Source organism: Vibrio sp. KMM 9700 (assembly GCF_058545285.1).
The window spans coordinates 1609898-1631580 of record NZ_CM178589.1; the positions used below are offsets into that span (position 1 = coordinate 1609898).

Here is a 21683-nt window from a genome sequence, read left to right on the forward strand (position 1 = left end):
TTGTTAATCCTGCTTAGTGCCAATATTCTTATTTGTTGTGTAACCTTGCTCTGGATGATTTGGTGTTGTTGGATAGGCAAGGTATAGCTTTTGAGATTTCACCATTTTACTTAAATAGTTTCTGCGTAATGTGTCTGGTTTCATATCAAGCAATATAGCTATATCCGACAACTTCAAGCAATGAGGTGTTGCTATCTCGCAAATAGTTATAATTGTTTGCTCTATTTCTTCTTTCGGTCTTCTCGCTTTGTTGTGATTCGAAGCTGCTGCGGATTTTAGTTTTTGCCATAATACTTTGTTTTTAACATTGAAGTCCGGAGCTTTTTTGTTTGAGTCCGGACTTTTATGTTTAAGCTCCGGATTTTTATGTTCAAGCTCCGGACTTTCATTTTTAAGCTCCGGTATTTGATCGTCAAAGAGCGCAAGCTGCTTCTCGGTTGGAGAAGAAACAAAAGTAATATTCTTACCTGCCTCATTGTCCGGAGTTGGAACTTCAATTCCTTTTAAGTGATAAGTTTTGCTTTTGTATTGTCCTGATGAGTCTAAGTAACCACTAGATACTAATTGGCTTAATGCAAGAGTTACTTCGCGCGTATGCTCTGAGGTTAATGAGCTAATGCGTTCATGGTTAAACCATGCTTCAGTCATCGCAGTGATTAATATGGTACGTTTAAGCTCACTCAGCTCATGAAAGCCTTCACCGAAAATATCAACTAGCTTTTGCGTTAATTCTTCTGAAACTATATTGACCATACGTAGTTCAAGAAGGGTTTGACCAAGTACGTCATTTTCATAAAGCTTAGGTAATTGCCAGTTTTGTCTTCGGCAATTACGATAAATATTTGGGACACCTGAGCCTGCTTTTTCACTTAATCCAATATTTAAAAACATTTGATGAATAGCTGGGTTTCGACATTGGCTGTTACCACCAAGGATTGCTTCTTTAACTGGGACTCGCATTAATCCCGGATTACGAAAACCAATAAAATCAGGGTGTTTCTCGATTAAGATATTCCCTTCGGCATTAAAGTCAGCATGTGCAATAGTGTTAACTAATGCTTCACGAATCGCCTCATGAGCAGGTGTGCGATCAATTCGTTTATCTCCAACAAGGTTAAAGGGTACCTTCAAATCAGCGGTAAGTTTACGGTACACTTTACGATAAAAATCGAATAAATTTCCAGACCAAGAACCATCGGTATAGATACGATCTACCCATCGTTCAGAAGATGTGTTTTTTTCTTGATAATCTAAGGCAAAAGCTGGCAGAGCATCAAGAATCGAGTTCCAGCGACCAAACATTACTAAACCTGCGAGAGTTAACCATTCTTTCCCTGTTGAGCGATCTTTTGCGATGCAGCGAATAGAGCGTAAAAATTCATGGTCAGAAAGCTCTGAAAAAGTATGATCAGGTCTAGCATCGACAAATAACTGTCGGTAAATACGCAAACTTTCTAGATCTATATCATCGATAGTGAAGTGCTCAAGTAAGCGATTATCACGTATATCTTCTTGTTCTGCCATCATATGGTTGACTGCTGGAGGTAAGCACTTTTGATCGGTTTCATAGCGACGAATATAAGTGCCTGTTATGGGGTTGTTATTGATGTATACGGGGCGAGATTGACGAGTGGCGCGAGGTACATTAATAACAATTAGCTCTTTGTTTTCAATTGTCTGAACATAAACATCGGCTTCATTAAGTAAATTGATGCTTACTTTGTTTGGGTTATTGACTGTATCCCAAATATTTTTGATAACTGGAGCTGGGTTACTTATACCTTCAATTGTAAATCGAGATTTTCTTTCTTTAATCCCAAGTAGGATGATACCGCCACTTGTATTAGCAAATGCACTATAGGTTTCCCACATATCATTAGGTACAGCACCTTTTCCATCACGGCCACCAGCAAGTTTACATTCGACTTCGGCACTTTCTTGTAGTGCTTGAATATCATCTAATGAGGTAAAGGTGAGGTGTGTCATGTGCTTCCTTGTTGGGTACTTAGTGGAGCTTTATATAAAATTAATCTGTCGTTATCCGTTATCAAACATAAAAAATGATAACGGATAACGAGCAAATGATAACGGATAATGGAAAAATGATAACGGATAAGGTGGTTCGTTAAACTATTTTTCCCAAATCTCACACAAACATCTGCTGCAATAAGCCTTTTTTGAATAGCTTGGTTTGTTCAAGTTGTTGATTGACGGTATCAATCTTAGTGTCTATTGCTTGCAGGTATTCGGCGATTTTTTGTTGTTCCTTTAATGATGTAGGAATTTTTAATTTCATACTTTTCAAGTGAGAAGCGTAAAGATGAATTACCGAACTTCCTTGTGCAAGACCTGCTATAGTTGTTTTTTGAGCAGAATTTAAAAAGTAAGACAAAAAGATACCATTTAACTTTGTCTTTATAATTGTTAAGTCGCCACTATAAGCTACGTTAGGAATTAATACACATGCTGCTGTAGCTATGTCTATTTGAGTTTCTCCTGAACAAGGGACGATAATATCGTTAGTTTCACTTAATATTAAAGAACTTGGGTCTACATTTGTTGATGAATATATGTGAGAAATAACTTCATTGTATGTTGTATAAAGTTCACCATATCGAATACAAGGCGTTCTTCCATTTTCAACAATATCTGCCTTTGATAGTCCTTTCCCTTTTGTAAATTGAGCAATATCAGAGAATAAAAACTCCTCCCAATCAGGAAAATCTTCGCCATTCTCATCTTTAAAGCGGATCTTTTGGCTGAAAATCTGCTGCATCACACCTTTTTTGTATGCTTTGAGTAAGCGATGTTTCTCAGTGAGTTGGCTTATCTTAGTATCTACTGATGTCAGGAAATCAGCGATTTTTTGTTGTTCAGTTAAAAGCGGAAGATAAACAGGAATACTGTAAATTCCAGATGTATTTAAACTTGGCACACCTGTAGCTTCGTTGTATTTTTTCCAGTTTATTTTTTGAGCTATTAGGTATACAAAATATGGCTCATAAGATGGTTTAATTTCTGAATAAAATAACGTATCTACAGTCCAAAATGGTGTAGTAATGAATTGAGGTTTATCAATCGTACCTTTTCGCCCAATTAAAACACTTGGTTTGTTGTACAAGTAAGAATCAACATATCTCATTACTCCACCCGAACCCAGAACAGGATAATGACCATCACTTAAGTGCTTGTGATCTTTTCCGTATTTAAGAGAAATTACCTTATCTAATTTAGTTTTATCCCAGTTTTCATCAAACTCACCAAATCTCAACTTCGGCACTAACTCACTCATAGCTTCACCTCAAACGGTGCATCAATGCCTAATTCAGCGCAAAAATCTGCAATCGTCTTATCCGTTTCAAGCATCGCCTCATCATTGGCTTTAAGCTGCTTGGCGACTCCTGCAAGATCAACCGCTTCCTCTTCCTCAAACGTATCGACATAACGAGGAATATTCAGGTTGTAATCATTTTCTGCAAGATCGGCAGGGGATGCGACATAGGCAAACTTATCAATTGAATCACGCTTAGTGACGGCATCTAAAATGCGCTGTAAATCTTCTTCACGCATCACATTATTGTTCGTGCCTTTTTCAAAGTGATTGCTAGCATCAATAAACAAGACATCATCTTCTGGCTTACGATCTTTTTTAAACACCATCACGCAAGTTGGAATCGATGTTCCAAAGAAGATATTGGCAGGTAAGCCTATTACCATATCCAGATAGTTCTTCGTTGCAATTAAATGCTTGCGAATGTGTCCCTCAGCCGCGCCACGGAACAAAACACCATGCGGTAAGACAACTGCCATAGTGCCTGTTTCAGCGAGTTGGTGAAGCATGTGCAGCACAAAGGCAAAGTCAGCTTTAGATTTAGGGGCGAGCTTGCCATAATCAGCAAAACGCTCATTATTTAAGTGCATTGGGCTTGCTGACCATTGCGCAGAAAAGGGCGGGTTGGCAACCACTGCATCAAAACGTTTTTCAAGATGCATCGGGTTTTCAAGCGTATCATCATTTTCAATATCAAAACGCTTGTAGTGCACGCCGTGCATGATCATGTTCATACGCGCAAGGTTAAATGTGCTGGGGTTACGTTCTTGACCCACATAGACAATGTCTTGGTTTTGCGCTTCTTTCGCTACACGCAGCAATAGCGAGCCTGAGCCGCAGGTAGGATCATAAACAGATTGAACATTGTTATTTATCGTGACTAATTTTGCGAGTAGCTTAGAAACCATTTGTGGCGTATAAAACTCACCTGCTTTTTTACCCGCGCCACTTGCAAACTCACCAATGAGATATTCATAAGCATCGCCTAAAATATCAATCTCGCTGCTTTCAAGGTGAAAGTCGATGTTATCTAAGTGACCTAAGATTTGTCCCACCAGCTTGTTACGCGCATCAGGTGTTTTACCTAGCTTATTCGAGGTTAAATCTAGCTCTGCAAACAGCCCATCAAAATCGTCGGCACTTTCACCGCCCATAGTGCTTTGCTCAATCGCACTTAGCACATCACGCAAGTCATCAAGGATAAACTCGCCATCTTCGGCATCTTGTGCGAGCACATGGAAAAGCGCTTTAGGCTTGAAGAAATAACCGAGTTTATCAAGTGCTTCTTCTGAGATAGCTTCTAGGTATTCTTTGCCTTGCTCTGTTGACTCATCGAGTTCGATAAACTTGAGATTATCTTCTTCTAAAAGAGTGTCTGCATAGGTGTGCAGTTTATCGGAAAGATATTTATAGAAAATGAGCCCTAAGATGTAATCACGAAAATCATCGGCTGACATATTGCCACGTAGTGTATTGGCAATGTTCCAAAGTTGTTTTTTTAGTTCCTGCTGGTGTTGCTCGACCATTTTGATTAACCGCTTGCTTATTAAGATGAAAATATACTATCAAATTTTAGCCGTTCGGGTGCTTAAAAACGCGAGGAGGGATCAATAAATTGCGCAGATGATCATTTTTCTCAGCTGATGCTCAAAATAAATGGCAATGGGTAAAATGATTGTATGAATTTTCAAATGATTAGATTTTGTATCTAAGAGTTGTCAGTAGGACTTTAAGTTGCAGTTAGTGCGCAATTCATGCACAAAGGTGAAACGGGTGCGCACATTTAGAGTACGCACCTTGATTATTGATTACGAATATCTTGAGGCAGAGAATCGCTTAAATTTAGGGTCGCTTTTTTCCTTACTCCTTGTTTTAGCAAAGTAACTCAGACGGCATAGTGCAGCTTTTAGTTCTTTGTCATAGTCATCGTAGAGTCGATAGATACAATTGTCTACACGACGAACTGAGCCTTCTAAAATGCTTGTCCATACTTGATCTATGATTTCCTGAACCTTAGCTTGGTGTCTAACTTTATGCCCACTTAAAACAATAGCTATGTGGTAGTGTTGGGCTTCTGCTTTGTCGGGGTTATGCTCTCTTACCCACATAAAGCCTATTTTACAGTTATATAATTTTTTTAACTCTCTGCGCGCTTTGGTAATAAATTGGCTTATGAATTTGTTGTCGGTAACCTTCTCTTTTTGGTGCAACTGGCTCTGAATTATCGTTAGTCTGCTGTAGTTTTTTAAACCTGACTCAATGAACTTAAAGGTGGTATTTAAGATTGATTTTTCCATGCCATCTTTTTGATTCATTATAAGCCAAAGTTGCTTTTTATATGAGAAGTAGGCAAGGCTTTTGTCCGATTCGTGTGGGATGATTTGTGACATATAATATATTAGTCCGCTAATTATGTGAGTAAAGAAAAGCGAGAAGTCTTGTTCAATAAGGGTTTAAGACTATTTTACGCTATGTTAAAAAGCTTATTAAAAACGTCACTTACCGACATAAGGTGACATGTTGTATCCAGTGACGTAGGTTTGTGTTCTAACGTATTCTTGCCATTCAATAATTTGAGCTTGATGCCAACCTATGATGCGACCTGAATTAATGTGCCTACATGGTTCTGGTAGCACTCCGTCCTTAACCCAACGTTGCACACTTCTTGTTGAGATTTTCAGCATTATGGCAATATCACTAATTGATAAAAGCGGACTGACTACATAGTCAGATGTTTTGGCTCGGCTAAAATCATATCTCATCTTATTGCTCCTTAATCCAGTTTTGAATATCAGTTAAACGCCATGCACAACTTCTTAACCCAAGACGAATACGTTTAGGGAATAGGCCTTTTTGCTCTAGTTTGTAGCACTGTGAGCGACTAATAGATGTAAGTGCTTGACGCTCGCTTTCTCGAATAAGGCGGTCGTTAAGAGTTGATGGATTTTGATTGGTTGTTATAGCAGTCATGCGTTAGTTTTCCTTTGTTTCGGCTTGTCTTGATATGTTTCTATTGTGCCGTGTGCGGAAAATGCCTGCTGCTTAACAACTAGCTATTGATATTAAAAATCTAAATAATTAATGCGTTTCTTAGCTGGTGATGAATAGTGAGAGATGCCCGACCTCTACTTCTTGTTAAGGTGGTGTGTTCGTCTAATAACTTCTTGAGAGTGTTCAAAGATAGTCTAGCTACTTGATAAATATTCTCGCCAAAGTTTCGAATAACTTCTGCCACGCTTCCTACTCGTAGGTTCTCTTTAATCTCTTCTGGTATTAACGATGCTATTTTTTTGATCTCTGCTATGTGCGCGCTTGTTGACTTGTTACTGAGGTGTCCACCATATATCCGTTGAATCATTACTTTGATTTGCTTCTCTTCTAGCATAGTTAAAGGGCGATTTAGTTTATTTAATCCTAAGATTTCTTGATGTTTAGTTAAGCTAGATAAGATAGCTTCGTTCAAATAACCATGCTCAGGCTTTATGACACTGGCGATAAGCTGTTTTATCTGGTCAAGGCTTATGAGGTTCCAATTGATAGGACACTTTATGCCAATCTCCTTGTTTAATTGGATAATGGCTTGCATATATGGCGATGGTTTCTTTTGAAGTTGCTCTCTTTTGATGATGAGCTTTTCAGTAGAAAAGTGTGACGTAGCTTCAGAAAGTGTAATAGACATAAATACTTATTAAGAAAATGATCGGGGGTACATGTGGGGGTACATATAACAAAAAAGCCGTGCACCCAAAGGGTAAACACGGCTTACATTTCAATATGTTATACGGACTTGATTAGTTCATGCCGTATTTTTTAAGTTTCTTACGAAGTGTACCACGGTTGATACCCATCATGTTTGCTGCACGAGTTTGGTTGCCGCGCGTATATTGCATGATCATATCTAGCATAGGTTGTTCTACTTCTGCTAGCACTAGCTCGTAAAGATCATTCACATCTTCACCATTTAATTGAGCCAGATAATTCTTCAATGAAACTTTTACAGAATCACGCAATGGTTTTTGCGTTACTTGATCTTGTGAAGTTACAGTTGCAACTGTTAGAGGTTGATGAGTCATATTTTGTTCGAACATAATTATTTTAGCTCTTTTTTAGTCATGCAAGGTTATACAAAAAAACTTTCAAGTTGTTGAATTTGCTCTGGAGCGGCTTCAATCGCATTAAAAGTGCGGCGAAAACTTTCGCACTGCTCGGCATACTCTGAGTGTTGCGCCTGAGGTCTTGTTTGTTCTTTTAGATACCAACCCACGTGTTTGCGGGCTATTCTTGGCCCTAAAAACTCACCATAAAAATCATGCAGGGCATGAACATGGTTCAATAAGATCTGGCGCACTTCTTGTTGCTCAAGCAGAGGCAAGTGTTCACCTGTTTCTAAATAATGTTGGATCTCTTTAAAAATCCAAGGTCTCCCTTGTGCCGGGCGGCCTATCATTAATCCATCTACGCCTGTGTACTCAAGTACAAACTTGGCTTTTTCTGGAGAGTCTATGTCTCCGTTCGCAATCACGGGTATATCAATTGCTTGTTTCACCGCTTTAATGCTGTCGTACTCGGCATTGCCTTTATACATACAGCTGCGGGTGCGTCCATGAAGTGCAAGGGCGCTAATGCCACAATCTTGCGCCATCTTGGCAACTTCAACGCAGTTTTTGTTCTCTGTGTCCCAACCTGTGCGTGTTTTTAATGTCACGGGCACGTCGACGGCTTTGACCACAGCGAGCAGAATTTTTTCTATGATATCAGGGCGCTGTAATAACGCTGAGCCGGCCAATTTTTTATTCACTTTTTTAGCTGGGCAACCCATATTGATATCTATGATCTGGGCGCCATTTTCGACGCTGACGACTGCTGCTTGCGCCATCAGATCAGGATCGGCACCGGCAATTTGCACGCTGCGAATGCCACGCTCACCTTCATGAACCATACGCTGTTTTGATTTAGCGGTTTGCCAGACTTTTGGGTTGGATGACATCATTTCACTGACGGCCATGCCCGCACCATACTCCAAACAAAGTTGTCGAAATGGTCTATCTGTTACGCCTGCCATAGGTGCAAGAATGAGCTGATTAGGTAATTGATAGTTTCCGATTTTCACAGCAGATCTTTTCCTATTTCCAAAAGCTCGCAACTTGGCGATTCAAAACAAAGCCTATATTTCAATCAAGGCAAGGGCGCGCATTTTACGCATTTTTTTTGCTCGTGAAAAGACTAAATTTTGAGCATTTAGTGTTTATTTTTGCGATTTGCTTATTTTTCATGCAATTATCGAAATAAAAGTTTTGGATTTAACCTTTTCGTTACAAAGGTATTTGCGATCAGGTTCAAATTTTTATTTTTTGTGATTTTAGGGACTGGGTAGAGAAGAGGCTATAGAGAGGTTAAAAATGAGGAATCGAGAGTAGGATACAAGCATAAACCAAACTAGCTTATGCTTGAGTCATAGAAGATTCGCTAGAATTAAAACCAGCGATATATTTAATTAAGCCTTCACACCAGAGATGCGACACCACTCTTGCATTTCTTTAATTTCATCAAGCGTAAATGCATCTTTATAGTAGCTTGCCACATCTTCAGCTTGGGTATCTAGCACGCCAGACATCGCAAGTAAGCCCGCAGGTTTAACTAGGCTAGTGATCACGCCTGAAAGCTCGCGTAGAGGACCTGCAAGGATGTTTGCAACCACAACATCAGCAACTAAGCCTTCTGGTTGGTCTTGCGGTAGGAATAGCTCTAGCTTGTCCGCTACACCGTTACGTTTGGCGTTATCGGTTGAAGCTAAAATTGCTTGCGGGTCGATATCAATGCCGATCACTTTTTCTGCGCCAAGTTTGATTGCAGCAATCGCCAAAATACCTGAGCCACAACCAAAGTCGATCACAGTTTTGCCTTCAAGATCTAAACCTTCTAGCCACTCTAAGCAAAGCGCTGTGGTTGGGTGAGTACCTGTACCAAATGCAAGCCCAGGATCAAGCATAACATTAACTGCGTCAGGCTCAGGGATTTCACGCCATGATGGGCAAATCCACAAACGCTCACCAAATTGCATTGGGTGGAAGTTTTCCATCCACTCACGCTCCCAATCTTTATCTTCGATTTGCTCAACTTTATATGCAAAATCAGCCGCTAACATATTTGAGCCTTTGATTTGCTCTAAAATCAAGCTAGTGTCTGCGGTTGCATCATACAGCGCAAGAATGTCAGTTTCACCCCAAAGGCGAGTTTCACCCGGCAGTGGTTCAAAGACAGGTGTATCTTTTGCATCTAAAAAAGTAACCGACAGTGCGCCAGTTTCTTCCATTAGCATATCGCCAATGGCTTCAGCGTTGGTGTCGGTGGCGTTAAGTTTGATTTGAATCCAAGGCATTTCTTGTTCCCGTGAGAGTCTTAAGTTTAGGTATATATGCAGAGTATATAGGAGTATAAATAAAAAGGGCACATACTCTATACCAAACAGGTAGAAAGTACATGCCCTAATTTTTATCCAATGACTATTTTATTCAATAATCACTTTAGCCATTGCGATCAATTTGCTTATGATGCGCTTTTATCTAGCTTCTTCTCAAGGTAGTGGATGTTTGCACCACCGTGTTGGAAGTTTTGGTCGACCATAATGCTCAGCTGTAGCGGGATGTTCGTCTTGATGCCGTCAATGATAGTTTCACTTAAGGCATTCTTCATACGCGCAATCGCCACATCACGGTTTTCACCGTAAGCAATCAGTTTGCCGATCATTGAATCATAATGCGGCGGAACGCTATAACCTGTGTAGATATGAGATTCCCAACGGATACCCATGCCACCCGGTGAGTGGAAGTTAGTGATTTTACCCGGACAAGGCAAGAAGCTTTGTGGATCTTCTGCGTTGATACGGCATTCCACTGCGTGACCACGTAGTTTGATGTCATCTTGAGTGAAAGACAAAGGCTGACCTGCTGCAATGCGTAGCTGCTCTTTGATAAGGTCGATACCTGTGACCATTTCAGTCACTGGGTGCTCAACCTGAATACGGGTGTTCATTTCAATAAAGTAGAACTCACCGTTTTCATACAAGAACTCAAAAGTACCTGCGCCGCGGTAGCCAATTTCAAGACATGCACGGGTACAACGCTCACCGATGTATTTACGCATTTCTTCTGTGATGCCCGGAGCTGGTGCTTCTTCGACAACTTTTTGGTGACGACGCTGCATTGAACAGTCACGCTCACCTAAGTGGATTGCGCCACCTTGGCCATCTGCAAGCACTTGCACTTCGATGTGACGAGGGTTTTCAAGGTATTTCTCCATGTAAACCATGTCATTGTTAAAGCAAGATTTTGCTTCTGCGCGAGTCAGTGCGATTGCTTCAACAAGGTCTTCATCACGATGCACCACACGCATACCACGACCACCGCCGCCACCAGAGGCTTTGATGATCACAGGGTAGCCGATGCGTTTTGCAAACTGACGGTTTTTCTTATCGTCGTCATCAAGCGGGCCATCAGAGCCTGGTACACAAGGAACGCCTGCTTTTTTCATTGCTGAAATCGCAGAAACCTTGTCACCCATTAGGCGAATAGTTTCAGCTTTTGGACCGACAAAGATAAAGCCAGATTGCTCAACTTGCTCAGCAAAGTCTGCGTTTTCAGAAAGAAAGCCGTAACCTGGGTGAATCGCAATCGCGCCAGTTACTTCTGCGGCAGAAATAATACGCGGAATATTTAGGTAGCTATCAATACCACGCGCAGGACCAATACAAATGGTTTCATCTGCAAGCAGTACGTGTTTTAAATCGCGATCAGCTGTCGAGTGAACGGCTACTGTCTTAATGCCTAATTCTTTACATGCACGCAAAATACGTAGCGCAATTTCGCCACGGTTTGCGATGACTAATTTATCTAACATACAACGCCTCTTACTCGATGATCACAAGCGGTTGGTCAAACTCAACAGGTTGGCCGTCTTCAACAAGAATAGCTTTAATTGTACCAGTCTTATCTGCTTCGATTTGGTTCATCATTTTCATTGCTTCAACGATGCAAAGAGTTTGACCTTCTTTCACTTCTTGACCAATTTCAACAAAAGCTTTTGCTTCTGGCGTTGGTGAGCGGTAGAAAGTACCAACCATAGGAGATAGAACATGATGACCTGTTGGCGCAGCTTCAACGCTAACTTCTTCAACACTTGCAACTGGCGCAGGTGCTGCTGCAGGAGCCGCTGCTGGCGCTGGTTGATATTGCTGCATTGGCGCAGCTTGAACTGGCGCAGAGCTATATCGATTGATGCGTACTGATTCTTCACCTTCAGAGATTTCCAATTCAGCAATGCCTGACTCTTCAACAAGTTCAATCAGTTTTTTGATCTTACGAATATCCATGTTTTAAATTCTCTTATTTTAGTTGATTGCATAAGACACGAAGACTTGATTCGTGTACGCGAGTGCGATGCTTTGCCGCAGTTGATTGTTCTATTGTTTGGACAATCCCTGCCACAAAGGAAAAATTGTAAATTTGTGCAAAAAGTGTATCGAACTTGTCGATATAGTTCGCAAAAAACCATGTAAATACTGGTAACTTAATTTTTGCAGCAATTTATTAACAAACCATGCTTAAGATAACAGAAAAAATAGTCATTAAGCTAGTATTTTGCAAGATTATAGAGAATTCACAGCAAATCGCAGCAAATTACTGGTCTTATCTCTAAATCTTTATATTGCAAGTATGAGTAATTGAGACAAAGTGAATTGTTTAAAGTTCAGCCTTATCGCTGCAAGATACATCAATTTAGACGAAAAAAAGCTCCCTTTGGTTAGTGTTTCAACACAAAGGGAGCTGGGGGTATTTGAGGTTTTTATCTTATTGATATTTATTATAAATAGCTTGCTGGTTATTTGTTAAGCTGATTTATAAGGCGGATTTTTCCGCAATCAAGGTTTCGACGACGCTTGGATCGGCCAAGGTTGAAGTATCGCCAAGGTTTGAAGTATCACCGGTTGCAATTTTACGTAAAATACGACGCATGATTTTCCCTGAGCGCGTTTTTGGCAGCGCATCTGTCCAGTGCAAAATATCGGGCACAGCAATCGCGCCAATTTCTTTTCTCACCCAGTCTTTGACTTCTTTTTGCAGTTCCACCGACGGGGATTCGCCGTCATTTAAGGTAATGTAAGCGTAGATTGCTTGGCCTTTTATATCATGTGGAATGCCGACAATTGCAGCTTCGGCAATCTTATCAAAGGCAACCAAAGCGGACTCAATTTCAGCCGTACCCATGCGGTGGCCTGAAACATTCAAGACATCATCGACACGCCCTGTGATCCAGTAATAGCCATCTTCATCACGGCGCGCGCCATCGCCAGAGAAGTACATGCCTTTAAAGGTTGAGAAATAGGTTTGTTCAAAGCGGTCATGATCGCCATAAATGGTGCGCATTTGTCCCGGCCATGAATCTAAAATTACCAAGTTGCCTTCGGCGTCGCCTTCAAGAAGGTCACCTTGGTTGTCCACCAATGCAGGTTGCACGCCAAAGAAAGGCAAGGTTGCAGAGCCGGGTTTCAAGTCGGTTGCGCCCGGTAGTGGGGTGATCAAAATGCCGCCAGTTTCGGTTTGCCACCAAGTATCCATGATTGGCGCTTTTTCATTACCTATGGTTTTGTAATACCACTCCCACGCTTCTGGGTTAATCGGCTCACCAACAGATCCCATGATGCGCAAACTTTCACGGCTGGTGCCTTCAATTGCCGCATCGCCTTTTGCCATCAGCGCGCGAATCGCCGTTGGCGCTGTATAGAGAATATTAACTTGATGTTTGTCTACCACTTGGCTCATGCGCGCTGGGGTTGGGTAATTTGGCACGCCTTCAAATAAAAGCGTGGTTGCACCATTGGCAAGCGGCCCATAAACCATATAAGAGTGACCAGTGATCCAACCGACATCCGCGGTGCACCAATAGGTTTCTCCTTCTTGATAATCAAAAATATATTTAAAGGTCATCGCGGCATACACCAAATAACCGCCTGTAGTATGCAAGACGCCTTTAGGCTTGCCGGTTGAGCCTGAGGTATACAGAATAAATAAAGGATCTTCAGCGTCCATTGGCTCAGGTGCACACTCGCTGCTTGCTTGGCTGGTTGCTTCATGCCACCAAATATCACGCTCGCTTTGCCAGTTAATATCTGCGCCGGTTCTTTGATAGACAATCACAGAATCTACTTTTGCATCTGGGTTAGCAAGCGCGGCATCAACATTGGCTTTAAGCGGAATACTACGCCCGCCACGCACGCCTTCATCGGCGGTGATCACAACTTTTGCATTGGCATCAATAATACGTCCGGCAAGGGCGTCGGGGGAGAAACCGCCAAAGACAACCGTATGCACGGCGCCAATTCGGGTACACGCAAGCATAGCAACCGCAGCTTCTACCACCATAGGCATATATAGGCAAACCACGTCACCTTTTTGTACGCCTTGGGCTTTTAATACATTGGCAAAGCGGCACACACTCTCATGCAGCTCGTTAAAGCTAATTTTTTTATCTTGAGATGGGTCATCGCCTTCCCAGATAATTGCCGTTTCATCGCCACGGGTGTTGAGGTGGCGATCAATACAGTTGGCACTAACATTGAGCTTGCCACCTTTAAACCACTCAATATGGATATGCCCAGGATCATAGCTGGTATTTTTCACTTCAGAGAAAGGGCTGATCCAGTCTAAAATTTGTGCATGTTCGCCCCAAAAGCCGTCAGGATCTTGAATTGATGCTTGATACATCGCAAGGTAAGTTTCTTTGTTGACGTGAGCGTGTTTGGCAATATGTGGCGGAACTGGATGAATAGGTTTTTCATGAAGATGGTGTAGCTGGCTCATAATCTCTCCTTGATCGCAGATCTCGATCCTTAAGTTTAGCTTCGGCTTATTTCATGTTTTGATAGCATCACTGTGGCTTAAAATTTAAACAATTGCTATTAGACTTTAGGCTGATGAGTTAAGCTTTACTATTGAATATTTTAATAAAAAATCGGATTTGAGATTTATATCGCTTGGCGTGAAAGGAGCATGGATGCTACAAGGCTGGATAGTGATCCCGATATCACTTGCATACTTAGGATTATTGTTTTTAGTGGCTTGGTTTGGGGATAAACATAAGCAAACTTGGGTGCGCTTTCGCCCTTGGATTTATAGTTTATCGATTGCCGTGTATTGTACCTCTTGGACGTTTTACGGTACGGTCGGCCAAGCCGTAGAAAACATGTGGGCCTTCATTCCTATCTATTTTGCGCCTTTTTTGGTGTATGCCTTTGGTTGGCCAATTCTCTCGCGGATCATTCAAATATCTAAACGTGAACACATCACCTCAATTGCTGATTTCATTGCCTCACGCTATGGCAAATCGCAAGGCTTGGCGGTGACCGTCACCTTAATTGCTTTAGTTGGCGTCTTGCCTTACATCGCTTTGCAACTGCGCGCCGTGACCATGGGGATTGACTTAGTTGCGCCGAATTTAATCCAAGATTTAGGCTATCAGGATGTGCAAGTGTCAGGCTTTGTGACCGCAGTGTTAGCTATTTTTAGTATTTTATTTGGTACGCGCCACATAGATAATACTGAACACCATCGCGGCATGATGCTGGCGATTGCGTTTGAATCTTTGGTGAAATTGGTCGCCTTTTTAGTCGTCGGCGGCTTTATTCTTGGCGTGATTTTTTATCGCCCAGATTTATCTTTAACCCAGCTTGCGCAAGATTATTCTCAAGCGCCGCATTACCCAAGTCTAATTATTCATATGTTGCTCGCCATTGGCGCTGTCTTATGTTTGCCAAGGCAGTTTCATACTAGCGTGGTTGAAAATCAAAATATTGATGATTTAAAAACGGCGCGCTGGGTGATGCCTTTGTATTTATTTTTAATGGCATTGTTTGTGTTGCCAATTGCTTGGGCAGGGCAAGCCTTGCTAAGTGGACAAATTGCCGATACCTATGTGGTGCAATTGCCGCTTGAGTTTGGCGCGCCAAGTATTGCCATGCTGGCGATTTTGGGCGGCACCTCGGCGGCGAGTGCGATGGTGATTGTCTCGAGCATTTCGCTGACCATCATGGTTGCCAATGACTGGGTGCTGCCTTTGTTATTACGCCATTTAAAGCTGGCAGATAAAAAACATCAGCATATTTCAGGTTTGCTGCTTAATATTCGTCGTAGTTTGATTTTATTGATTTTATTTGCCGCTTGGTGGGTCTATCAGCTCTTAGATACGATTCCGCTGCTTTCAGTGATTGGGTTGCTGTCATTTGCGGCGATTGCGCAATTAATGCCTGCGCTGCTTGGCGGGATCTTCTGGAAGCGGGGCAATAAAAATGGGGTGTATGCTGGCTTGTTGTGCGGTTTTGCAATTTGGCTGGTCACTTTAATGTCGCACACGCAAATGCTCGCAGGTGATGCAAGTTCCAACTTTTTGCTTTGGTTAATTGAGCCGCCGCAATGGGCGCATGCACTTCAAATTACCACCGCAGACTGGGGCATGGCACTCAGTGGAGTGGTGAATTTAGTCCTCTATATTTTAGTTTCTTTAGTGACTCATCAAAGGTTTAGTGAGCGAATGCAAGCCGCTGCATTTGTTGAAGATAAAGCGTCTGAGCAAGATGAGCTAAATATCTATCATAGCCGCGTGACCGTTGCTGAGCTTGAAGTGTTGGCGGCGCGTTTTGTGGGCAGAGCACGGATGCGAGAGTCGTTTAAAAGCTTTGAAGTGCAATATCAGCATCAAATGTCGGAGCAAAATCAATCCTTTGAGTTAGATACGCCGCTTACGCCAACCCAGTATCTTGATCCTAAATTGCCGCCAGTCTTATTGCCACAAACCCAAGCGCCGCCAAGTTTGATTTTACATACCGAGCGTTTACTTGCTGGGGTGTTTGGCGCATCGTCGGCACGTCTGGTGCTAACTTCAGCGCTACAAGGGCGTTCAATTCGTTTGGAAGAAGTCGCTACGATTGTCGATGAAGCATCTGAAATCTATGACTTTAGTCGAGGGTTGTTGCAAGGGGCGATCGAGCATATTAGCCAAGGTATTTCTGTGGTCGATAAGCAGTTGAGGTTGGTGGCGTGGAACCAAAGATATTTAGAACTATTTGAATATCCTGAAGGTTTGATCCAAGTTGGGCGTCCGATTGCGCAAATTATTGCTTATAACGCTAAGCGTGGTTTATGTGGTGAAGGCAGCGCGAGTGAGCATGTGCAAAAGCGGGTGGAGCACTTAAAGCGTGGCACTGCGCATAAGTCTTCACGGGTGCGAGAAAGTGGTCAAGTGATTGAAATTCAGGGTCATCCTATGCCTAACGGCGGCTTTGTGATGAGCTTTACTGATATTACAGATTTCACCAATGCGGAAAAAGCGCTGCGCCAAGCGAAAGATACGCTTGAAGAAAGGGTGCAAGAGCGAACCCAAGCGTTAGAGCAAGCCAACCATAAACTAATGTTAGCTAACCTAGATGCCAAACTTGCCGCGAGTGAAGCAAGTCAGGCGAGCATGCAAGCAACCCAAGCTTTGGCGTCAAAAAACAAACTCTTAGCTGCGGTGAGCCATGACTTGATGCAACCGTTAAATGCGGCGCGTTTGTTTGCATCATCCTTGCTTGAGATCAGCCAAAAAGCTGGAGATTCAAAAACCAGTAGTGACAAAATTTTGGAGCTAGCTAAATATATTGATAGCTCACTTGGCGCCGCGGAAAGCTTGATCAGTGATTTATTGGATATGTCGCGCTTAAGCTCTGGCAAAGTATCTCAGCAAATCACAAGCTTTAGCTTGCAAGACTTATTTAATCAACTCGATGCTGAGTTTTCGATTTTAGCTAAGCAGCAAGGGATAGATTTTGTTGTGGTGAAAACTTGCGCCCAAGTGCGCTCAGATCCCAAGTTATTGCGGCGAATTTTACAAAACTTGCTGACCAATGCGTTTCGTTATACTCAAAAAAATACCAATACTTCGCCAAAAGTTGTATTGGGCGTGCGCCGCTTGGCAAATCATCAACTAGCGATCCAAGTTTGGGACAATGGCATAGGGATCGCGGCTGATAAACAGCAGGAGATTTTTGATGAGTTCACACGGGTGGATAAAAACCGCGCTGATCAAGGCTTAGGTTTAGGCTTGTCGATAGCCAAAGGTATGGCGAATTTACTCAGCCATGAACTCAGTTTGCAATCTTGGCTTGGCGCAGGTTCGGTATTTAGTGTTTTATTAGAAAGGGCAACGCCAACTCAAGAAAAACCTGATATTACGCCTGCGCCGCGAGCAAATCAGCAAAGCCTGTCTGGTTGCAAAGTGCTATGTATTGATAATGATGAGGCAATTATTTTAGGCATGCGCGCCTTGCTTGAGCCTTGGGGCTGTGAGGTGAAAACGGCGCAAAACCTTACGGGTGCTTTGCAGCATTTGACCACTTGGCAGCCTGATGTTGTGTTGTCGGATTATCATTTAGATGAAGGGGAGCTTGGACTGGATGTGATCCATGCCTGCCGTCAGCATTACCCTGAGATTCAAGGCGTGGTCATCAGCGCAGATCGCAGTGATGAGTTAATTTTAAAAGTCCGAGAGGCTGGTTTTATGTATTTAACCAAACCTGTGAAGCCTTTAAAACTTAGGCAGATATTGAATAATTTAAAGTCATAAGTACAGTATATTATTGATTTTATTTTACTTTGTTATATTTTAAAGTTGCTACGAATAAGAGGCTTAAGCGTTCCATTCTTTGACGCTCCATTTGCCATGATGATCTCTGTTTGTCAAAACTAACTTAGTATCAGGCATTTGCTTAAATCTATAGAATTGCGAAGTTTGGCTTGAACATTCTAAGCAATACATGGTGACATCAATATCTACATAGTCATATCTTTCTAGGTAAGTGCCTCTGACTAACTTATCATTGAGCAGATTTTTACAATAAATACATTTAATTGAGGTTATTTTGAGTGTGCTATCAATCCTTAGAGGAAATATAAGGTTAGGTATTTGCTTAAGCTCAAAGAAGCCTGCTTTCTTTAATGTACGTATTTTTTCGTAATTCATGTTTATGTCCCTATTTTCTACGCACTCAAACCTTAGCTGAGAATTTTAACTGAATCATTAGTTTTTGTTATGTTACATGTCTATCACATTAATTCCATTTATTTTTTTGCTAAGTCTTCTTCGATTTTCCTTTTTTATTTTAAGATGAATGATTAAACGAAAACCAAAAAATGGCCTGCTGCAAAGTCGCAACAAGCCATTGATATTTGATTATATTGTAAAGCTAGCCGTTGCAGAATTTAAGCTGCGCTAACTTTGATTACTTATTCGTAATCAGAAGAATAAGTTTGACCGTATGGGTGAGAGTAAAGCTCAAACAAGTTGCCAAACGGGTCTTCTAGGTAAACCATTTGATAAGGACGGCTGTCATCTTCTGGGTGATAACGCATAATATCCATACGCGCTTTACCGCCAAGTTTAGTCACGCGCTCAATTGTGCCTTCAAAGTCATCGGTTTCAAGACAGAAGTGGAACAGACCAATGCGTGAAAAATCAACATTATGACGATCTTGCTTGTCTTTCATTTCAAAAAGCTCAAAACCAATGCCATCTGTAGTTAAAAGATGCGCAATGTTGAAGCCTTTAAAACCTTCGCCAAATACTGCAATACACATGCGGCCAATCGCACTTTCACGCTCTTCTTCAACTGGGGTTTTGTTCATCACAATCTCTAAGCCAAGTGCTTGTGTGTAGAATTCGATTGCTTTGTCCATATCTGGAACCATGATGCCTAGGTGATTCATTTTCATAATATATTCTCTAATTTGGTTAATTTGATTAGTGTGTTTCGTTTCGATGAGGAGAGTATATGTAGAATGATGAATTATTAAAAATTATTAAAGTTTATAAGGTTGATAATATTTTGTTATTTATTGAAAGAGTTTTGATTAGAAAATATAAAAATAATCAGCAAAAAGAATGAGATAAGGCTAGTTAGATATGGGCTGAAATAAAAAAGCACCACCAAATTTGGCAGTGCTTTTAAGTCAATTGATGCAAAATTATTTTTATTTTCGCTTGTATTGATGGTTTTTGCTTAAATTTTAGGCTTTATTTAGGCATAAAAGCCTTATTTAGCTATTTTTAAGCTTTATATCTAAGCATTAATGCCCAGTTGCCGCGCCAGCGCCTTTCGGGAAGCGGATTGACTCGACCATGTCTTGCACATCTTGTGGCGCATCGGCAGTAAACTTACTCACTGCAAGTGACACCACAAAGTTAAAGCACATGCCGAGTGTTCCTATGCCTTCAGGGCTGATCCCAAACCACCAGTTTTCTGGTGTGCTTGCCGCAGGGTTAATAAACTTAAAGTAAATAATATAAGCTGCGGTAAATAAGATCCCAACCAGCATCCCTGAGATAGCGCCTTCTTTATTCATCTTCTTATAGAAAATGCCCAAGATAATTGCCGGGAAGAAGGAAGCGGCAGCAAGGCCAAAGGCAAAGGCGACCACCTGCGCCACAAATCCCGGAGGGTTGATCCCTAAATAACCTGCGCCAACGACGGCGACCGCAGCAGCTAAACGCGCCGCAATGAGTTCTTGTTTTTCTGTGAGATCTGGCTTGAAGCTCTTTTTGAGTAAGTCATGGGAAATTGAACTTGAGATCACCAATAACAAACCAGCAGCCGTTGAAAGCGCTGCCGCAAGACCACCTGCAGCCAATAGACCGACAACCCAGTTTGGTAATTGCGCAAGCTCTGGCGATGCCAACACGATAATATCGCGGTTGATATCCATTTCATTGCGCTCATCACCTGAGTAGAACATACGTCCATCGCCGTTTTTATCTTCCCAACTGGTTAAGCCGGTTGCTTGCCAGTTGTTGTACCAACTTGGCGCTTCTTCAGCCATCACGCCTTTGCCATCTGGACCATTAATCGTATCGATAAGGTTTAAACGTGCAAAAGATGCAACCGCTGGTGCTGTGGTATATAAAAGGGAGATAAAAAGTAATGCCCAGCCAGCAGAGATACGTGCATCACGCACTTTAGGTACGGTGAAAAAGCGGATAATAACGTGCGGTAAACCTGCGGTACCCACCATTAAGGCGGCGCAGATAAAGAACACATCTATGGTACTTTTGGAGCCGTCGGTATAGGTATCAAAGCCGAGCTCTTGGGTTAGGCCATCGAGCTTATCAAGCACATAAGTTTCTGTGCCGGTTAAGGTTGAGCCCATACCTGTTTGTGGCAAGACATGCCCAGTTAACATGATTGAGGTGAAAATTGCAGGTACTAAGAAAGCAAAAATTAGGACGCAAAATTGTGCTACTTGGGTGTATGTAATACCTTTCATGCCGCCAAGCACGGCATAGAAGAAGACAATCGCCATCCCGATAACAATCCCGATATTGATGTCGACTTCAAGAAAGCGTGCAAAGACCACGCCGACGCCACGCATTTGTCCTGCCACATAAGTGAAGGAAACAAAAATCGCGCAGAAGATAGCAACTAAGCGAGCGGTTCTGGAGTAGTAGCGATCACCGATAAAATCAGGCACTGTGAATTTGCCAAATTTACGTAGGTAAGGAGCAAGACAAAGTGCAAGCAAGACGTAACCACCTGTCCAGCCAAGTAGATAAACAGTGCCGTCATAGCCTGCAAATGAGATGATCCCCGCCATCGAAATAAAGGATGCGGCGCTCATCCAGTCTGCTGCGGTCGCCATGCCGTTGGCAACAGGGTGGACGCCACCACCGGCTACGTAGAATTCATTGGTAGAGCCTGCGCGCGCCCAAATCGCAATCCCGATATATAGGGCAAAGCTTAGTCCGACTAAAATAAAGGTCCAAGTTTGAATGTCCATTATGCGTCATCCTCGCGTACATTATATTTTTTATCGAGCGTATTCATTTTCCAAACATAGATAAAAATGAGTGCGACAAAGGTGTAGATTGCGCCTTGTTGAGCAAACCAAAATCCGAGTTTAAATCCGCCAATTTTGATTTGGTTGAGCGCATCAACAAAGAGCACGCCTGCGCCATAAGATACGGCAAACCATATAAATAGTAGCCATGCCATGAGTCTTAGATTTTCCTTCCAGTAGGACTGGGCATGAGTGTCTGATTCAAATGCCATGTTGACCTCCGTGTAATGATATTAGGTATGACGAATTACGAGAGATCTGCGCGAGATGCAAAGTGGGAATGGATTACGAAAAGACGCTCGAGTCATCCATGAGCGCTTTGAAAAGTACATCCCTGTACTTTTAAACTTTTCTCCACCCATTTCCCACTTCACATCCATCGGATGCAAGATCGCTATAAATCGCTATATCAGAGGTTAGACATAGATAAGGTAATT

17 protein-coding genes are annotated in these 21683 nt (G+C 42.1%); 1 reads left to right on the plus strand and 16 read right to left on the minus strand.

The window, feature by feature from the left end; genetic code table 11:
* Nucleotides 1-3: 3 nt before the first annotated feature.
* From AC2VOY_RS07205 to acs, 12 genes are all read right to left on the minus strand, one after another.
* Nucleotides 4-1986 (minus strand): RNA/DNA-binding domain-containing protein, encoded by a 1983-nt coding sequence (locus AC2VOY_RS07205; protein WP_491830620.1) that lies wholly within the window; start codon nucleotides 1984-1986, stop codon nucleotides 4-6.
* 160 nt (nucleotides 1987-2146) lie between these two features.
* Complete coding sequence (locus AC2VOY_RS07210) at nucleotides 2147-3292, minus strand: restriction endonuclease subunit S (protein WP_491830621.1); 1146 nt, start codon at nucleotides 3290-3292, stop codon at nucleotides 2147-2149.
* Nucleotides 3289-4857, minus strand: a complete 1569-nt coding sequence (locus AC2VOY_RS07215) for a type I restriction-modification system subunit M (protein ID WP_491830622.1) — start codon at nucleotides 4855-4857, stop codon at nucleotides 3289-3291. The genes AC2VOY_RS07210 and AC2VOY_RS07215 overlap by 4 nt, the downstream gene beginning before the upstream one ends.
* A gap of 282 nt (nucleotides 4858-5139) precedes the next feature.
* Nucleotides 5140-5721, minus strand: coding sequence for a YagK/YfjJ domain-containing protein (locus tag AC2VOY_RS07220; RefSeq protein ID WP_491830623.1), 582 nt, complete (start codon nucleotides 5719-5721; stop codon nucleotides 5140-5142).
* Nucleotides 5722-6094: 373 nt separating this feature from the next.
* Nucleotides 6095-6301 (minus strand): helix-turn-helix transcriptional regulator, encoded by a 207-nt coding sequence (locus tag AC2VOY_RS07225; RefSeq protein WP_491830625.1) that lies wholly within the window; start codon nucleotides 6299-6301, stop codon nucleotides 6095-6097.
* 100 nt (nucleotides 6302-6401) lie between these two features.
* Nucleotides 6402-7010, minus strand: coding sequence for a hypothetical protein (locus AC2VOY_RS07230; protein WP_491830626.1), 609 nt, complete (start codon nucleotides 7008-7010; stop codon nucleotides 6402-6404).
* A 112-nt stretch (nucleotides 7011-7122) separates the two neighbouring features.
* Nucleotides 7123-7419: a DNA-binding transcriptional regulator Fis gene (gene fis, locus AC2VOY_RS07235; protein WP_491830627.1), complete on the minus strand. Its 297-nt coding sequence runs from the start codon at nucleotides 7417-7419 to the stop codon at nucleotides 7123-7125.
* A 32-nt stretch (nucleotides 7420-7451) separates the two neighbouring features.
* Nucleotides 7452-8441, minus strand: a complete 990-nt coding sequence (gene dusB / locus AC2VOY_RS07240; protein ID WP_491830628.1) for a tRNA dihydrouridine synthase DusB — start codon at nucleotides 8439-8441, stop codon at nucleotides 7452-7454.
* Between the two features lie 384 nt (nucleotides 8442-8825).
* Nucleotides 8826-9710 carry a 50S ribosomal protein L11 methyltransferase gene (gene prmA / locus AC2VOY_RS07245; protein ID WP_491830629.1) on the minus strand — a complete coding sequence of 295 codons (885 nt, stop codon included), beginning with the start codon at nucleotides 9708-9710 and terminating at the stop codon, nucleotides 8826-8828.
* Between the two features lie 167 nt (nucleotides 9711-9877).
* Entirely contained in the window at nucleotides 9878-11227 is a 1350-nt protein-coding gene (gene accC / locus AC2VOY_RS07250) for an acetyl-CoA carboxylase biotin carboxylase subunit (protein WP_491830630.1), read from the minus strand.
* 10 nt (nucleotides 11228-11237) lie between these two features.
* Nucleotides 11238-11699 (minus strand): acetyl-CoA carboxylase biotin carboxyl carrier protein, encoded by a 462-nt coding sequence (gene accB, locus AC2VOY_RS07255; RefSeq protein ID WP_491830632.1) that lies wholly within the window; start codon nucleotides 11697-11699, stop codon nucleotides 11238-11240.
* 526 nt (nucleotides 11700-12225) lie between these two features.
* The gene (gene acs / locus AC2VOY_RS07260) at nucleotides 12226-14187 is read right to left on the minus strand and encodes an acetate--CoA ligase (protein ID WP_491830634.1); all 1962 of its coding nucleotides are present in this window, start codon (nucleotides 14185-14187) and stop codon (nucleotides 12226-12228) included.
* Nucleotides 14188-14380: 193 nt separating this feature from the next.
* Between acs and AC2VOY_RS07265 the strand changes: the two genes are divergently transcribed.
* The gene (locus AC2VOY_RS07265; protein ID WP_491830635.1) at nucleotides 14381-17983 is read left to right on the plus strand and encodes a PAS domain-containing hybrid sensor histidine kinase/response regulator; all 3603 of its coding nucleotides are present in this window, start codon (nucleotides 14381-14383) and stop codon (nucleotides 17981-17983) included.
* 63 nt (nucleotides 17984-18046) lie between these two features.
* Here AC2VOY_RS07265 and AC2VOY_RS07270 read toward each other — a convergent pair whose 3' ends face one another.
* The 4 genes from AC2VOY_RS07270 to AC2VOY_RS07285 all read right to left on the minus strand — a co-directional run bounded on the left by AC2VOY_RS07270 (nucleotide 18047) and on the right by AC2VOY_RS07285 (nucleotide 21458).
* Nucleotides 18047-18379: a hypothetical protein gene (locus AC2VOY_RS07270; RefSeq protein WP_491830636.1), complete on the minus strand. Its 333-nt coding sequence runs from the start codon at nucleotides 18377-18379 to the stop codon at nucleotides 18047-18049.
* 263 nt (nucleotides 18380-18642) lie between these two features.
* Nucleotides 18643-19128 carry a VOC family protein gene (locus AC2VOY_RS07275; RefSeq protein WP_491830637.1) on the minus strand — a complete coding sequence of 162 codons (486 nt, stop codon included), beginning with the start codon at nucleotides 19126-19128 and terminating at the stop codon, nucleotides 18643-18645.
* Between the two features lie 354 nt (nucleotides 19129-19482).
* Nucleotides 19483-21186 (minus strand): sodium:solute symporter family protein, encoded by a 1704-nt coding sequence (locus AC2VOY_RS07280; RefSeq protein ID WP_491830638.1) that lies wholly within the window; start codon nucleotides 21184-21186, stop codon nucleotides 19483-19485.
* A complete protein-coding gene (locus AC2VOY_RS07285; RefSeq protein WP_491830639.1) occupies nucleotides 21186-21458 on the minus strand; it encodes a DUF4212 domain-containing protein in 273 nt (90 codons plus the stop codon). Before AC2VOY_RS07285 ends, AC2VOY_RS07280 begins: the two co-directional genes overlap by 1 nt.
* Nucleotides 21459-21683 lie beyond the last annotated feature (225 nt).

What these genes read in the sequence shown, in the direction of transcription:
- AC2VOY_RS07205 (WP_491830620.1), bottom strand. Translation starts at nt 1,986, where the DNA reads ATGACACACCTCACCTTTACCTCATTAGATGATATTCAAGCACTACAA.
- AC2VOY_RS07210 (WP_491830621.1), bottom strand. Translation starts at nt 3,292, where the DNA reads ATGAGTGAGTTAGTGCCGAAGTTGAGATTTGGTGAGTTTGATGAAAAC.
- AC2VOY_RS07215 (WP_491830622.1), bottom strand. Translation starts at nt 4,857, where the DNA reads ATGGTCGAGCAACACCAGCAGGAACTAAAAAAACAACTTTGGAACATT.
- AC2VOY_RS07220 (WP_491830623.1), bottom strand. Translation starts at nt 5,721, where the DNA reads ATGTCACAAATCATCCCACACGAATCGGACAAAAGCCTTGCCTACTTC.
- AC2VOY_RS07225 (WP_491830625.1), bottom strand. Translation starts at nt 6,301, where the DNA reads ATGACTGCTATAACAACCAATCAAAATCCATCAACTCTTAACGACCGC.
- AC2VOY_RS07230 (WP_491830626.1), bottom strand. Translation starts at nt 7,010, where the DNA reads ATGTCTATTACACTTTCTGAAGCTACGTCACACTTTTCTACTGAAAAG.
- fis (WP_491830627.1), bottom strand. Translation starts at nt 7,419, where the DNA reads ATGTTCGAACAAAATATGACTCATCAACCTCTAACAGTTGCAACTGTA.
- prmA (WP_491830629.1), bottom strand. Translation starts at nt 9,710, where the DNA reads ATGCCTTGGATTCAAATCAAACTTAACGCCACCGACACCAACGCTGAA.
- accC (WP_491830630.1), bottom strand. Translation starts at nt 11,227, where the DNA reads ATGTTAGATAAATTAGTCATCGCAAACCGTGGCGAAATTGCGCTACGT.
- accB (WP_491830632.1), bottom strand. Translation starts at nt 11,699, where the DNA reads ATGGATATTCGTAAGATCAAAAAACTGATTGAACTTGTTGAAGAGTCA.
- acs (WP_491830634.1), bottom strand. Translation starts at nt 14,187, where the DNA reads ATGAGCCAGCTACACCATCTTCATGAAAAACCTATTCATCCAGTTCCG.
- AC2VOY_RS07265 (WP_491830635.1), top strand. Translation starts at nt 14,381, where the DNA reads ATGCTACAAGGCTGGATAGTGATCCCGATATCACTTGCATACTTAGGA.
- AC2VOY_RS07270 (WP_491830636.1), bottom strand. Translation starts at nt 18,379, where the DNA reads ATGAATTACGAAAAAATACGTACATTAAAGAAAGCAGGCTTCTTTGAG.
- AC2VOY_RS07275 (WP_491830637.1), bottom strand. Translation starts at nt 19,128, where the DNA reads ATGAAAATGAATCACCTAGGCATCATGGTTCCAGATATGGACAAAGCA.
- AC2VOY_RS07280 (WP_491830638.1), bottom strand. Translation starts at nt 21,186, where the DNA reads ATGGACATTCAAACTTGGACCTTTATTTTAGTCGGACTAAGCTTTGCC.
- AC2VOY_RS07285 (WP_491830639.1), bottom strand. Translation starts at nt 21,458, where the DNA reads ATGGCATTTGAATCAGACACTCATGCCCAGTCCTACTGGAAGGAAAAT.